The sequence below is a fragment of the Paenibacillus glycanilyticus genome, assembly GCF_030161375.1.
GTDB lineage: Bacteria > Bacillota > Bacilli > Paenibacillales > Paenibacillaceae > Pristimantibacillus > Pristimantibacillus glycanilyticus_B.
In genome coordinates this window covers 62,661-77,367 of record NZ_BSSQ01000013.1, presented here as the reverse complement: position 1 = coordinate 77,367, position 14,707 = coordinate 62,661, and the positions used below count along the sequence as shown (strand labels likewise).

The 14,707-nt window shown below is 50.3% G+C and carries 10 protein-coding genes; 2 read left to right on the top strand and 8 right to left on the bottom strand.

Annotation, left to right across the window (positions count from 1 at the left end):
- The first annotated feature begins 52 nt into the window (after nucleotides 1–52).
- Nucleotides 53–952: a helix-turn-helix domain-containing protein gene (locus tag QQK89_RS14955; RefSeq protein WP_284239370.1), complete on the top strand. Its 900-nt coding sequence runs from the start codon at nucleotides 53–55 to the stop codon at nucleotides 950–952.
- Between the two features lie 36 nt (nucleotides 953–988).
- Here the strand turns inward: QQK89_RS14955 and QQK89_RS14950 are convergent, their stop codons facing one another.
- Nucleotides 989–1,486: a MerR family transcriptional regulator gene (locus QQK89_RS14950; protein WP_284239369.1), complete on the bottom strand. Its 498-nt coding sequence runs from the start codon at nucleotides 1,484–1,486 to the stop codon at nucleotides 989–991.
- Nucleotides 1,487–1,592: 106 nt separating this feature from the next.
- Between QQK89_RS14950 and QQK89_RS14945 the strand changes: the two genes are divergently transcribed.
- Nucleotides 1,593–2,444: an SDR family NAD(P)-dependent oxidoreductase gene (locus QQK89_RS14945; RefSeq protein WP_284239368.1), complete on the top strand. Its 852-nt coding sequence runs from the start codon at nucleotides 1,593–1,595 to the stop codon at nucleotides 2,442–2,444.
- A gap of 175 nt (nucleotides 2,445–2,619) precedes the next feature.
- Here QQK89_RS14945 and QQK89_RS14940 read toward each other — a convergent pair whose 3' ends face one another.
- The 7 genes from QQK89_RS14940 to QQK89_RS14910 all read right to left on the bottom strand — a co-directional run bounded on the left by QQK89_RS14940 (nucleotide 2,620) and on the right by QQK89_RS14910 (nucleotide 14,243).
- Nucleotides 2,620–2,895, bottom strand: coding sequence for a hypothetical protein (locus tag QQK89_RS14940; RefSeq protein ID WP_284239367.1), 276 nt, complete (start codon nucleotides 2,893–2,895; stop codon nucleotides 2,620–2,622).
- A gap of 844 nt (nucleotides 2,896–3,739) precedes the next feature.
- The gene (locus QQK89_RS14935) at nucleotides 3,740–4,783 is read right to left on the bottom strand and encodes a LacI family DNA-binding transcriptional regulator (RefSeq protein ID WP_284239366.1); all 1,044 of its coding nucleotides are present in this window, start codon (nucleotides 4,781–4,783) and stop codon (nucleotides 3,740–3,742) included.
- 204 nt (nucleotides 4,784–4,987) lie between these two features.
- On the bottom strand, nucleotides 4,988–6,373 hold the full coding sequence (locus tag QQK89_RS14930; protein WP_284239365.1) for an ABC transporter substrate-binding protein: 1,386 nt from the start codon (nucleotides 6,371–6,373) through the stop codon (nucleotides 4,988–4,990).
- Nucleotides 6,374–6,450: 77 nt separating this feature from the next.
- Nucleotides 6,451–7,290, bottom strand: coding sequence for a carbohydrate ABC transporter permease (locus QQK89_RS14925; RefSeq protein WP_284239364.1), 840 nt, complete (start codon nucleotides 7,288–7,290; stop codon nucleotides 6,451–6,453).
- A gap of 13 nt (nucleotides 7,291–7,303) precedes the next feature.
- Entirely contained in the window at nucleotides 7,304–8,197 is an 894-nt protein-coding gene (locus tag QQK89_RS14920; protein ID WP_284239363.1) for a carbohydrate ABC transporter permease, read from the bottom strand.
- Between the two features lie 12 nt (nucleotides 8,198–8,209).
- Nucleotides 8,210–9,310: a Gfo/Idh/MocA family protein gene (locus QQK89_RS14915; RefSeq protein ID WP_284239362.1), complete on the bottom strand. Its 1,101-nt coding sequence runs from the start codon at nucleotides 9,308–9,310 to the stop codon at nucleotides 8,210–8,212.
- Nucleotides 9,311–9,707: 397 nt separating this feature from the next.
- On the bottom strand, nucleotides 9,708–14,243 hold the full coding sequence (locus tag QQK89_RS14910) for an S-layer homology domain-containing protein (protein WP_284239361.1): 4,536 nt from the start codon (nucleotides 14,241–14,243) through the stop codon (nucleotides 9,708–9,710).
- Nucleotides 14,244–14,707 lie beyond the last annotated feature (464 nt).

The following is a 14,707-nucleotide window of genomic DNA, read 5'->3' as shown; positions in this document are numbered from 1 at the left end:
GAAAAGGATTTATAATAAGTGCAAACGAGATCGTTCGGGGAGGGGTCAAAAGGTGGAATTCGCGCGTCATACGCTGGCGGAAATGCTTGCGGTTCGCAAGCTGATTTCGTTCCATTACTTTGAATTTGCGAAAGGGTATGTGTTCGAGGGGGAGCAGCATGATTTCTGGGAACTGCTATACGTGGACAAGGGTTCCGTTGAGGTTAGAGCCGATGAGCGGACCCATCAGCTTGAGCAAGGCATGATCATCTTTCATAAACCGGGGGAATTCCATACAGTGGAGGTTAGCCAGCAGCATAAACCGCCCAATCTGTTTGTGTTGTCGTTCGAATGTACTTCTCCTTGCATGGAGAAGTTCGAAAATTTGATTTTGCAGCTGGGGACAAGGGAGCGGAATTTGCTGTCGCTGCTTCTTCAGGAGGGCTTCCATTCATTCGAACCGCCCTACGACAATTCCCATATTCATGAGCTGATCAGCCGGGAAAATGCCCCGTTCGCCAGCGAGCAGGCGATGCGCAATTATTTGGAGACGTTGCTCATTCAACTGATCCGGCTGCAGGAGAATGACGAGCGCCAAGCTGTACGCAAGCCGGCCTCCTTCCAGTCCGAAAAAGCGGAGCAGCAAACCGCCGAGCGGATTATTTCGTTCATGCGGGAGCATTTGTCGGAGCAGCTTACCTTGGACAAGCTTTGCGAAGAGCTGCATCTCGGGAAAAGCCGGCTGAAGGAGATTTTCCACGCGCAGGCTGGGGTTGGCCCAATGGATTATTTCAAGCAGCTAAAGATCGAGGAAGCCAAAACGCTCATTCGCGAGCAGCAATCCAACATGACGGAGATTGCGGCGCAACTCGGCTACAGCAGCATTCATTATTTCTCCCGCGACTTCAAGAAAGCTACCGGCATGCCGCCTTCGGACTACGCCCGTTCCGCTAAAGCCCGGGTGAAGGCTTAGGGGACAACGTTTGATGAACTCTCTAGCGTTGCCTCCTTACCTCAACGGACTACCTGCTTTGGTCGCACCGGAAAAATACCTCATCTCGCTAGGTGAGACAGGCTTTGGTTTCGATTCACCCAATCTATTTTCTGGTGCGCCGTCCATACCTTCATCCGAGCAATCCCGTCTGTATCTCCCTTCCTCAAACTTCATATCTATAAAATCCACAACTTGCTGCAGCGAAGCAATCTGGCTGACAATATTTTCACGATGGCTTCTTAAATGTTCCACAAGCTCCGGATATTCCGCAGGATCGGTATCGGCCGAAACTGCCAAAAAAGGCCGGATTTCCTCTAACGGCATCCCCGTTTTTTTCAAACATGCTAACAGCCGGATCGTATGGATGTCCTCCTGCCGATAGAAACGGTGTCCGTTATCCTTCCGCTCTGCGCGAGGCAGCAACGCGATTTTTTCGTAATAACGGATCGTATCCTCCGTCATTCCGGTTTGCTCGGCAGTTTGTTTGATCGTGAAGCGTTGCTCTACCTTCATCCTATATCCTCCCTAAGATTGATTTGTGCCTTGACTTGGAGTCGACTTCAAGTTATAGAATTTGCGCTATCGAATCAAATAGCTCGATATAAAAAGGAGATGCACAATGAACAAGAGCCACAATGAGCATATCGCATTGATTACAGGCGCAAGCGCCGGGATCGGGTTGGAACTGACACGGAAATTACTGTCGGAGAATTGGCAGGTTGTAGCCGTTAACCGCTCTGACTTTCCTGCCGACGACATGGGCATCCGCAACGCGGTCAAGAACGGATCGCTTCGCGTTTATAAAACGGATGATCTTGCCGACTTTGCCAGCTTGAGACTTACCTTAGAAGAGATCAAACGCAAGGAGCGACGGATCGATATTTTATTCAATAATGCAGGAGGGTCCTTTCCCGAACTCAGCTATTCGAAACAAGGACGCGAGAAGCATTATGAGTTGATGACGGTCGTACCTTATATTATTCTGATGGAATTAATGGAACTCCTAAAAAATAGCCGTTTAAGAACGGTAATCAACACTTCATCTTCCGCTCTGAAATTTACAAAAGAGTTTTCAATCGAAGTCTTGGAGAATCCCAAAACCTTTCGCAAGCTGCTTGGTCCTTACGCGACCTCAAAGCTAGCTCTTTCGCTGTGGACTCAGGCCATCGCATCGCAGCTCGCCAAGGAAGACATCAAAATTCGTAGCGTTGACCCCGGTGGCAACAATACGATAAGAAAAGGAAAACAATCCGGACTGCCCGTTGTGGTCGCAGTACTGATGAAACTTTTTTTCTCCCCTCCTACCCTCGGCGCCAGCAAGCTGTACGAAGGGGCTCTCGGGGAACACCAATATGAGAGCGGCGTGTTTTTGCTGAAAGGGAAGGTTGCGGAATTAAAGTTTAGAGACCAGGCGCAGCACGTTTTGGAAAGAATTCAAACGATTTACGAAGACGAATTTCTTGTGTCTTGATGCCAAGACCTTGAACGGGGTACTGCGCTTGTATATTGACACCGTCATTGATTCTATTATAGGCTCCAGGTTCAAATCTTGACGATCGGTCTCGGCTATAGCCGCTGTAACCGTTATTTATAAGGTAAGTTACAATGTCCTCCCTTATCGCTGTAAGTTTAGCGGGAATTAAAAGCTAAGCGTAGTAACCGCCTCTTGCTGGATATTCATTATGATCATTAAAAAACTTAAATACTTCACTAAAGACTTTGTTTGCCATTCCTTGTTTTTGATTATCGTTGATTAGCTTAACAACTTCATTTATAGGCGTATCTCCAGATATTTCACCGCTCTTTAACTTGAATAAATCAAGTTCAATTAAGCCATCTAAATCATGTAAACATGGGCCGAATCTGTACTTAGCTCTAGTACCGATTACTTCTATTAGTTCAAACTCAAGACAAACAGCCATTTATCTTCACCTCAATGTTAATTCAACGAAAAAAGACATGACAGGGTTTACTTAAGGGGACTATAAAAGTTAGAACTTATATCACAATTAAAGATGCTTTATTTTAGTCATATAAGATATCAGATGAAGGAGGGAATCGTCTAATGAAGATCCGTAATCGTGGCCTTCTCTGTAATAGGCCTCCCTCCTTTATTGCTTTTTCTATTTATGTTTCCGGGGATTTCTCTAATGGCTTCCTTCTATTTTCTTATCACATATAAAAAATGGATTTTGGAAAGAAAAGTGGCCGCTATCATCCTAACCCTTCCGTTCATTACTATTTTACTTCATTTAAATTGAACGAATGGATAACCAACAGATGGAATTTCCAATTTATGCACAGAAGCCTTTAGCTTGGTCGATTAGTTGTTCAATTCTCTCTCTATTAATAAACGCTTAGAGAGGTTCATAGCCAGTCTCCTATATTTCAATTTAATTTGATTTATTGTTGTCCGTTAGCGGAATTCATTTTTGCAAGGCTGCTATCTGTGTTGCACGAAGTGCAGTATATTTCCCTTAATTAGACCAAAGCGCAAATTATGCTGCACGGAATGCAGGATATGAGGTGGTTTGGAACCCTTTTGGGCATTTTTTGACTTATATCCTGCAGTTTGTGCAGGATTTCTCTAGTTAGTGGGCTCAAACGCCTAAATATGCTGCATTTGGTGCAACGTAACTAAAAAGCCGGCAGCGGCGGGACTTTGGTGAGCGTCAAATATCAATATTTTGGTTTAATATTGTCTTAATTTAAAATAACAAAAAGCTGCCCATAGGGTCTTTATGACCTTATGGGCAGCTCTCCTATTTATTTCGTATTTACGGCAGCGGAATGCTGCGACTCCGAAGAACGGCGGCAAATCATACGATACGGAATCGTCATGCGCACCGGCAGCGAATATTGCCCCTCCAGATAGTCGAGCAGCAGCTTGACGGCGTACATGCCCATCTCGATCTTCGGAACATGAATCGTCGTTAGCGGCGGGGACGTGAATTCGGAAATTTCGATATTGTCCACGCCAACGATCGCAATATCTTCCGGAATGCGAAGCCCTCGCTCCGTTGCCGCGCGCATGGCGGCAATCGCCATCATATCGCTGGCTGCGAACAAAGCTGTTGGCGTATATCCTTTTTTCTCAAACGCCTGCTTGGTCAGCTCATAGCTAAGGGATACATCCCATTTCACGTCGATAATCCAGTTGTCGTTCAGTTCAAGGCCAGCTTCGCGCATCGCGCTCTCGTAACCAAGGAACCGCTTCTCCTGGCGGAACGGATCATTGAGCTCCGGGCCGCCGAGATAACCGATTTGCTTATGCCCTTGCGAGATGAGATGCAGAACAGCTTCCTTCGCCGCCGCTTCCCGGTCGTAACAAACGACGGGGATCGTCCGGTCAGCGAGATCCACGCCAACAACGGCCTTCACGTTTTGCTTGATCCATTGGTACGCATCCGCATCAATCCGCTCGACAATAATCATGCCGTCGATCCGGTGCTCTTTCACCAATGCCTGGAGCTGCTGAATATCTTGCTGGTTCTCAATGCTGTATACAAACTCCAGCCGGAGACCGGCTTCGGTTAACGCTTTTTCAATGCCTTCCAATATAACGGAGAAATAAGGATTATTGTATTTGTTCTGAGGAATAGCCACCACGCAGCCGATATGAACCATCAGCTTGGCGTCGGATTTCTTCTCCACGCGGCTTGCCTTGTAGCCAAGCTTCTCCGCCACTTCCCAAATTCGTTTGCGGGTCTCTTCGCTCACGGAACGGGTCGAATCATTCTTCATTACGCGCGATACCGTTGAGATCGATACCCCAACCTGCTCTGCAATGTCCTTCAACTTGGCCATCATACGTTCCTCTCTATTCCTATGTCGAATAAATGCTCTATATTTAATTGCGGCAACTACACAAAAGTTGCGGCAAATTCTATTGTAAAGCCCTATCCTTCAATAGTCAAGAAACACCGCCGTTTCAAGCTTCCCGCCTTAAGCAAAAAAGGGAAAGAAGCGCTCAAACGCCTCTTCCCCTTTTGTCCAATGTACCTTTACTTCCGCTTACTTCAGCTTCGATTCCAGATCTTTAATCGCCGCGTCCACATCGCCGTCGCCAGCCAGCGGATTTTTGAGCGATTGCTCGCCGTATGTCCACACCAGGTCTGTCTTCTTCACCGTAAACGGAGAAATAATGCCAAATTGCTGCGCGTCGAGGAAGATTTTGTTCGCTTCGCCTACGGTTGCGATATAAGCATCGGACGCCGCTTTATTCGCCGGGATCGAATAACCTTGCTTAGCTAGTTCGGATTGACCATCCGGACCCGCGAGCCATGCGAGCAGCTTGTAAGCCGCTTCTTCGTGTTTCGTATTGTTCGAAATGGCCATGCCTGCAGGCTGAACAACCGTTTTGTTCTCTTTGAACTTCGGCAGGTAAGTAATGCCGTAGTCCACATTGGCTTCCTTGAAGTTCGTCGTGTTCCAGCTGCCGCCCGGGTTCATGGCTACTTTGCCAGTTGTAATGCCCAGGTTGACTTGGCCGCCAAGGCCTTCGATTTGAGCCGGCGTTGTATTGATGTGTTTCTTCGTCGCGTCGATGAAGAAATTAAGCACTTCACGGGCTTCAGGCGTATTCAGGGCAAGCGACCCGTCATCGTTCACCAGCTTCGCGCCATTCGACCAAAGCTCCGGCTCGAGGAACCAATCCATCGTGGAACCCGGCGATACGGACATGCCCCATTGCACGATATTGTTGGCGTCAAAGCCGTCTTCGCCAGGGTTTTTGCCGTTTTTGTCAAGCGTCAGCTTGGTTGCGATGTCGAGAACTTCCGTCCATGTCGGTTCAAGGGAAGGAGCGGCAGCGCCTTTTGGATTTTTGGCCTTGTCGGCAAAAATCGCTTTGTCGTAATACCAGACGATGACGTTCGCGTCAATCGGGAGAGATACTTGCTTGCCGTTATATTTATGCAGTCCCAGCAAGCTTTGGTCGATATTGTTCAGGTCAAAACCGTTATCCGCAAGCAAGCCGTCCAGCTCCTTGAAGATGCCAAGCTCGGCGTATTTATCAATAAACGCGTAGCTTGTTTTGAACACGTCCGGCAAAGTGCCGCCAGCCGCGTTAGCCGTCAGGCCGTCCCAATAGCTGCCCCAGTCTTTGCCTTCCAGCTTAACGGTAATGCTCGGGTTCGCTGCCATAAATTTATCCAGAAGCTCTTGCGTCCGTTGCAGCTCCTCCGCGGTACCCCACTGGGAATACGTGATCGTAACGGGCTCGGCCGGTTTCTCTGTCTGCTCTGCGCTGCCGTTATCGCTCGCTGCTCCGTTAGCCGCCGACTCGCTTGGTTTGGAATTAGAGCCGCCATTGTTGTTGTTTCCGCAACCGGAAATAATAACTGCCATTGATAATACGAGAGTAAAAAGTCCCAATAACCACTTTCTGTTCGTTTTCATATCCAGTTCCCCTTTAGATTAATTTGAAAACAGCAGTAATGGACATCTTCTGTCTACCCATGAGGTACTTGCGCGGGCTAACCTTTCGAACCCGTGAGCACCACCCCTTCCACAATGTAGCGTTGCGCAAACAGGAACAGCAGACCAATCGGCACAATGCTAATGAAGGCACCGGCGGCAAGCGCCGGGAAATCCTGGCTCGTCTGGCCGATCAGCAGCTGCAGGCCAACGCTGAGGGTAAACATCTCATTGCTCTTGATATACAGGAAAGGTCCAAGGAAATCGAGCCACGAGTTCACGAAAGCAAATATAACGGTCGTAACCACAATCGGTTTGGACAGCGGCATAATCACTCTCGTAAAGACGGTCCAGCGGTTTCCGCCGTCGAGATAAGTGGCTTCATCCAGCTCCTGGGGAATCGTTAAGAAAAACTGCCGGAACAAAAATATGTAGTACGCGCCGCCAAGCCAGGCCGGAACGATCAGCGGAAGCCAAGTGTCCACCCAATGTAGCTTAGTGAACAAGACGTAAGAAGGAATCATCAGAATAGAAGGCGGAATCATTAACGTCATAAGTACAATCGGGAACAGCCGATCCTTGTATTTGGTCGAAAATCGGGAGAAGCCATAAGCGACAATCGAGCTGGAGAGCACAGCCCCGATTACGACCAGAGCCGAGATGGCGAAGGAGTTCTGTATCCATCTCCACATGAGCGGCTGAACATCAAACAAGCGGTGGAAGGCTTCAAAATTAATGGATTCCGGAAAAATCGTCGGAGGAACTTTATACGTTTCGGCTTTGGTCTTCATCATCGTCGACAACATCCAGACAAGCGGTCCGGCGAACAACACCAAGGCGGCGGTAAGCAGAACATATTTGCCGGTTTGTTTGATCACGCGTTTATTAGATTGGCTCACAAGTGTCTCCCCCTTATTTCTCGCCTTCGTAGTAGACAAACCGTTTGGACAACTTCATGAGGACGAACGTAACAAGCGAGATCAGCGCAAACAGGAAGATCGACTGAGTCATCGCCATGCTGAACTTCAGATCGGTAAACGCCGATTTGTAGATGTTGTAGACAAAGGTATAGGCCGCGTAGTTTGGTCCGCCCTTCGTCAGCAGCAGCGCTTCGGTGAACATCTGGAAGTTATACATCGTCTGGATAATAACCACGAACAGAATCGACGGGCTAATCATCGGAAGGGTGACGCGGAAGAAGGATTGCACCTTGTTGGCTCCGTCGATCAGCACCGCTTCGTACAAATGTTTCGGCACATTCTTCAAAGCGGCCAAGAAAATAAGCACCCCGCTCCCCGAAATCCATACTTGCAGCAGGATGATCACCGGCTTGATTAACCCTTCGCTGCCCATCCAATCGGTCTTGCCGATTCCAAAGACGGAGAGTCCGGCATTCAGAATGCCAAATTCGGAGTTGAACACCAGCCGCCAGATGATGACGGTAGCTACGATTGGCACAAGCGTCGGCAAGTAATAAAAAGTACGGTAAAGGGCGATGCCCTTAACGTTCATATTCAGCAATATCGCCAGCAGCAGCATGCCGACCGTAACGACCGGAACGCCAACGACGACGAAATAGGCCGTGTTCTGGAGGCTTTTGCTGAAGATCGGATTGTGGAACATATCCACAAAGTTGGACAACCCGACAAAGTTGTAGTCCACGGCTCCCGGCAGACGGGCATCGGTGAACGCGTAAAACACGGAAGTACCAAAAGGAACAAGAAAAAAGAGCGAGAATCCGATAATCCAAGGGGAAATAAACAAGAAGAACACGAGCGTATCATATCTTCTCAACTTGTTTTTCATCCCGGCACCCCCTTACTTCATAAGTTCGTTCACGTACACGTAACGTTCTTCCAAGATCGATTTCTCCGCCGCAAGCGCAATAAGCAAGGCATCGCGCCCTACATAAGCGGAGGCAAACGGCAAGGTACCCGCCCGCACGCTCTTGACGAATTCAATCCGCTGCGTCTGGCCGCCGGTATGACCGCCCATAATCGAGTCCGAAGTGACGTCGATATCGAGGTGATCGCGGGTGAAGTTTTGTCCGCCGACAATATCGATGGTTTTATCGTTCTTGGCAACCATCTGTCCGCCGTTCTCGCCAATCAACCCGATCTCAAGGCCATCCCCCATCAAATTGCGGGGTTTCAAATACATGCATAATCCGAGGTTTGCTTTGCTTCCGTTCTCGTATTCAATCGTGACCCACGCATGATCCACGATAGAAACGTTCTCGATCGGCTTAGGCGGGTAGTGGCTGTAGGAGTTGGTAATGAGGTTCGGCTGTCCCTCTTTCATCACATGCTGGCCGCCGCTTGCGAACACCCTCCGGGGTTTCGAACCAATCATCCAGTTGAAAATATCAAAGTGATGGCAGTCCTTCTCGACGAGCGCGCCGCCCGATTTGTTCTTGTCGTAGAACCATTCCGCCGGCGGAAACGGATCGCGGAATTCCTTGCACCACATCAGCTTCACATCGCCAAGACGGCCCCGCTCCAGCTCCTCGGCCATTCTGCGGTAGACGTTGGAGTAGCGGTAGACAAGGCCAATCTGCAGGATGCGGTTGCTTGCTTCGGCCGCTGCGATAATGGCATTGCAATCCTCAAGCGTGTGCGCGACCGGCTTCTCGAGAAATACATGCTTGCCGGCTTCCAGGAAAGCGACTGCCACTTCGCGGTGCAAGTAGTTCGGTACGCTGATCACAACCGCATCGATATCTTCCTTATGTAAGAGCTCTGCATAATCGGTCACGATGACCGGCTTGCTGTTCTTCAGCTCCGCGAGCGTGCGGTCCACATTCGCCTGATTCATGTCGCAAATATAATTCACCTTGCATTCCGGCAGAAGATCAAAACCGATGCAATGATGCGAGCCCATATCCCCAACGCCGATAAATGCCATTCTCAGTTTGTTCATGTCCACACTCTCCATCAATAATTTTGCGCCAAATATGCTCCAGTTCATTACCGGTATGGGGAGCAATCGTTTTACATGTTCTGATAATAACGCAGCCTTCACAACAAGTCAACAATTTTTGGGTAAAATTATTTGTTTATTTGCGCCAAAAACATGACATGGAATTATTCCAGTGTTTAAGCGGTTTTTTGGTCATTTTTTTAAGTTTTACGCTTCATAATTTTTGGGAATTAGGCATATTTGTTTAAACTTTTTAATAAAATATTTGCGCCAAAAATAGTACACTCAAACGCAAATTGTCTTCATGTTTGCGCGACGAGATAAATCGAGACAAAAAAATGCCATTCCCAAGTCCTTGTTCAGGACAGGGAACGGCATTATTGAACGACGCGACGATCTACTTCAATAGCAAATCAAGCAAACGGATGACCAGAACAGCGGCTTCCGCGCGGGACACGCTTTCCTGAGGACGGAAGCTGCCGTCCTTATCGCCAATCAAGAGTCCAAGCTGACGGGCTTTGCTCACGCTATCCTCCGCCCAGCCGCTGATGTTGCGCTCATCGATATAACCGCCTCCTTCACCTGACGGAGCCAGAGCGACGCCCGTTTCAACCGCGGCCTTCTCAACTGCACGGACCGCTAGCGCCGCAAGCTCTTCCCGCGTAATTCCCGCTCCAGGCTTGAACGTATCGCCATAGCCATTAACCAGCCCGGCAGCCAGCACCTCGGCAAGCTCCCGCGCGTACCAAGCATCGCCCGGCACGTCTTTGAAGGGCAATGCCGCGCCACTTCCTACGCTCATTCCCACACCGGGCAGTCTTGCCAGCATGGCCGCAAATTCCGCGCGCGTAACCGCACGGTTCGGCGCAAACCGCTCACCGTCAACGCCGTTCATAATCTGTTTGGCCGCGAGAGCTTGAATCGCTCCGGCTGCCCAATGACTGCCAGGCACATCGGCAAAACTCTTCACAACATGCAGCCATTGATAGCTCCCCGCAAACGGGATTCGCGCCGTCAAAACGCCGCTACGGAATACCGCCGGAGAAGCCTTCAGCTGTCCGCTTTGCAGCCCGTAAAGATTAATTAGCGCAGCATCCTGTTCCTTCACTTTCACCGACAACAGAATCGGATTTGCGGCAAAATCAATCGCAACCTCCCCTGCGGATGTCTTCACCGACAGTCCAAAAGCAAAGGCCTTCCCAACGCCGCTTGCATGGGTATTCCTTGTCTCCGCATAAGCGGCCAGGTCCGCATCGCTTCCTGCTATAGAGATAGACAGATAAGCAGCTCCGCTGCCAGCCTTCTCCTTCGCTTTCGCCAGCAACTCGCCCGGTACTTCCCAGCTCATCTCCCCGCTCGTAACGACGATCGCCGGATTGCCTGCCAAAGCCGCTGCTTGAAGCGGCAACTCTATGCTTTGCTTACCTGCTTGCAAGGCAATGGCAACATTCCCGCTTGCGAGCACAGGTAGATCTACTCGCTGAACCTTGCTCTCTTCAGGAACGGAAGGCATCCCGCTATTACCGCTGCTCGATGAACCGGACACCGTCAGATGCCCAACCTCGTAACGGCCATCCGAACGTTCGCCCTCGATCGCAAGCTTCATCCCCGGCGCATTCGTTGCCGGATCTATTACGGCAATAAGCAGCTTGTAGCTGCCGGGAGCCAGCGTTCCAGGCACATCAAGATGATTGCTAAGCACATGCCTGCCCGGCAGGATGGTACGCAGATCGGTATCTTGCTGCTGCTTATAAACAATCGTTCCATTGGCATCGGCCAGACTGTACTCCAGCTTCCAATCCTGATAAAACGGCGCTACGCCTTTGTTGTTCAGCACCGTCTCTACGGCAACGGACGTGCCGCGTGCAGCCATCCCTGCAGGTTTAACCGCTTCGATCACGTAGCGGTAACCCATCATTTTGTGCATCGTTTCGATGTTCGATTGGATGTCGGTTCCATAGGCGGTACGCGCCGGCGAAGAAGGCCCAAGCCATGAAGTATGGCTTTCCCTCATTTGGCGCAGCGACTCCATGATGGCGTCATCCGTCAACCAGCTCTCCGGATTACCATTCGCGAATTCGCCGCCGGAGTAAGCATATTTCCAGAAGTCCGGCATCACCGACGCAGCCTGCTCGGCAGCGGCATCCGCCGGGTTGTCAACGGACTCTCCAATGCCAGCCCAGCCGTTACGCGTCCAGCCGATCCATTCATCCGTGCTGGATTTGATGCCAAACACATCGTTAAACAATCCCGTGCGCTCTTCGCTTGCGATCGGGAACGGTTTGCGCATGCCAATCTGCTTATGGGTGAACGCCTCGAGATAATGCCCGACATATTGATCCGAGACACTTAACTTCGGAAATACGCCGGAGCCGCTTGGCCAGGTATGCCATTCTCCCCAATGTCCCAGACTGCCCAGCTGAACGTAGGCAATGCGCTCATCCGTATCGTAACGTTCGGCAACCTTGGCAATCATCCGCTCATGCTCGGCAAGCAAGGTAGCGCTATTATAGTTCGGACTGAAGCCGGAACCCACTTCCTGCGTATCGTACCAGGTGCCGGCATCTCCTTCTGCCGCAAGCTCATCGTACAGCCAATCCGGAATATCCTTATGCGCCGGATCCGAGGTTGGCGTATCCATGACGATACGCAGATTAATCCGCTTGCCTTGGGATGCCCAATAATCGAATTGATACTTCCGCTCAATGGCATCCCAGTCGAACTGGCCCTTCACAGGCTCCAATTCGCGCCACGAAATACCCGCATACACGAGGCTATGCTGCTGCGGATAAGGCGTCCCGTCCGGCTTCGACGAATCTTTTGCCCAAGCAACCCAGCCCATATAAGGATTGTTCAGCAGCTCGAAGCTTTGACGAGGATAGAATACGCCGGATGCTTCATGAGTGGATACCGTTTGGTTCACCGTTAAAGGTTGAACATTCCCCACGGGCAGCTGCAGCATGTCTCGGTTTATGTAACCAAGCTTGACCGGAGCCGGAGCTTCGAGTCCCAATTCATCGAGATAAACGTTGATTTCGACGGCGTTATCCGTTACCCCTAAATAAACAGGGCCCTTCTGTTCCCAAGACCCGTCCTGTTCCCGGTAGGCGTACAAGCTTCCGCGGTCGATTTTGTAATCGAAGCCTTCTTCCGCCCACAAACCAGCCGCCGCGCCGGTAGCGGAATCACCGTCCGTATCCAAATAATAAACGCTGCGCAAATCAAGGTTTTGCCCCTTTACGCGGATATATAGTTTTTGCTCATCCTCTACCGCATCAAGCAGATAGGAAGATCCGCTTGCGGCAGCGCCAACCTCAACATCGGCCCAGTCACTAGCATCGCCGTCAACGCTAATAACGGAACCGCTGCTGCGAAGAGAAATTACCGCGGGGTCGCCGCTTGCATCCGGGGAGGCATAGCTGTTGCTAAGAAATCCGGCATGGATAGACTGTTCATCCGTGATCCCCAGCTCGCTGAGCGGCACCGACCACTCAATCACCTTCTGATCGCCGGTTCCCGTGCTGACATAAGGAAATACCGTATCCGTCTGATCCCAGCCGCCGCTTCCGTTTGCCGCATACAATATGGCGGTCTGGACCAAATATTCCGCCCCGAGCTTGCCGGCCCAAGCCCAACTGGACGTACCGGTTGAAGGATTTTTATCTATATCGAGGAATAAATGCTCCCATAAGTTCGGAAATTCGGCATTATCGATTTGACCGTCTATAAGGGCATATAGTTGACCGTCCGCCACATAGGTTTTTACCGTCGTTTTTCCGTCGGCGGTAACCGTAAGCGGTTGAATGTCCGCCCAATCCGCCGTTTGGCCATCCACCTCTATCGGCGTTTTTGCCACAAGACTGATTTCCGCGGGATCGCCGGACGCGTCGGGCATAGCGTAATTATTGCTCAGAAAAGCAAGATGCACGGACTTCGCGTCGCCTGCATGCAAATCGGCAAGAGGCAAACTCCATTCAATCGTTTTGGCATCGCCCGTCCCGGCGCGCTCATAACGGAGCCCGGTTGCCGCTTCCTGCCAGCCGCCGCTTCCATTCGCCTCATAGAGAAGCCCGGATTGTACGAGATATTCCGAACCAAGCGTGCTGGCCCAAGCCCACATCGCATTGCCGGTTTGCGGCTTGCGGTCGACATCGATCAGAAGATGCTCCCACAAATCGGGAAATTCGCCATTATCGATGCGCCCTTGGATAAGAACATCCAAAGAGCCTGCCGATACCGCGTACTTCACCGTAGTTGTACCGTCCGTGCTGCTAAGCAGCTCCGGCACGTCCGCCCATTCCCCGCCGTTGCCGTCAATCGCCAGATCAGCCGGTGCGGCCGGAGCTTCCTGCGCCGCTCCTCCGGATGAAGACGGCAACACCGATACCATCAACTCGCCGGGCTCCGGCAGCATTGCGCCGTCAGATTGCAAACCAACCTTGATTTTACCGGCAGGATTGGCACCTGGGAGCGAAGCGAGATCAATCTCGTATTCAACCGCGTTATTGCTGTCATGAAGCAGCGCTTGCCCCCGCTTCACCCATTCCCCGCTCTCGAACGCGTAAACGTCACGGTCTATAATTTTGTAATCAATCCCCGCAGAGTCTTTCCATCCCGCGAGATTCGCGCCTGTCGACGAATCGTTGTCCGCATTTAAGTACAACGTCCTCAAGCGGTCCATCTCCTGTCCGCTGGCCATTACATACAGCTTGCCGTCGCGATTAACCGCCTTAATCAGATCCATTCGGTTAGACCAGGCAGCCTGATTCGCAGCTCCGCTATCCCAATCCTCGAAATTGCCGTACAAAGCGGCATTCCCCGTATTCGGCTCCGCAGCCGCCGCAAGCGGCATCCCGGCACCCGGCAGCGCTCCCATAATAAGCGCCAACGCGGCAAACGCGGCTTTTTTTCCCATCGACCCGTTTCTGTCCATCGTTTCTCCATCCCTTCCCATGCGGTTTTTACCCTCGATGCGATATCTGGATGAACTCCCCCTGAACCATGCACAACCCTATTGCCGGAACAGCCTCCTTGTTTGTATTTAAGCACAGACGCTTATTGTCACCCATTCTAGTAAATGTTTACGCAAAATTCAATATAATTTAGGAAAATATTTATTTATATTTGCCGCAAATAAAAATGATTTATTCTTGTTTTCTATGTAAATTATTTATCTCATTAATCCTTTTCTTAAAGAGTTTGTCTTATTAAGCAGCTAACAATTTTGTTGTTGTATTCGTATAAACACTGGATTATAATGGCGTCGTTGGCGCATTGATTTTATGTAAAACGAAACGGTTTGCGCATAAAATTTGCGCCAAATTTTATTGGAATTAAGGTGGTGAATATTCGAGGTTTTGAATCAAGCAAAGAATGACAAAGAAAAGGGAGTGAATA

What these genes read in the sequence shown, in the direction of transcription:
- QQK89_RS14950 (WP_284239369.1), bottom strand. Translation starts at nt 1,486, where the DNA reads ATGAAGGTAGAGCAACGCTTCACGATCAAACAAACTGCCGAGCAAACC.
- QQK89_RS14945 (WP_284239368.1), top strand. Translation starts at nt 1,593, where the DNA reads ATGAACAAGAGCCACAATGAGCATATCGCATTGATTACAGGCGCAAGC.
- QQK89_RS14940 (WP_284239367.1), bottom strand. Translation starts at nt 2,895, where the DNA reads ATGGCTGTTTGTCTTGAGTTTGAACTAATAGAAGTAATCGGTACTAGA.
- QQK89_RS14935 (WP_284239366.1), bottom strand. Translation starts at nt 4,783, where the DNA reads ATGATGGCCAAGTTGAAGGACATTGCAGAGCAGGTTGGGGTATCGATC.
- QQK89_RS14930 (WP_284239365.1), bottom strand. Translation starts at nt 6,373, where the DNA reads ATGAAAACGAACAGAAAGTGGTTATTGGGACTTTTTACTCTCGTATTA.
- QQK89_RS14920 (WP_284239363.1), bottom strand. Translation starts at nt 8,197, where the DNA reads ATGAAAAACAAGTTGAGAAGATATGATACGCTCGTGTTCTTCTTGTTT.
- QQK89_RS14915 (WP_284239362.1), bottom strand. Translation starts at nt 9,310, where the DNA reads ATGAACAAACTGAGAATGGCATTTATCGGCGTTGGGGATATGGGCTCG.
- QQK89_RS14910 (WP_284239361.1), bottom strand. Translation starts at nt 14,243, where the DNA reads ATGGACAGAAACGGGTCGATGGGAAAAAAAGCCGCGTTTGCCGCGTTG.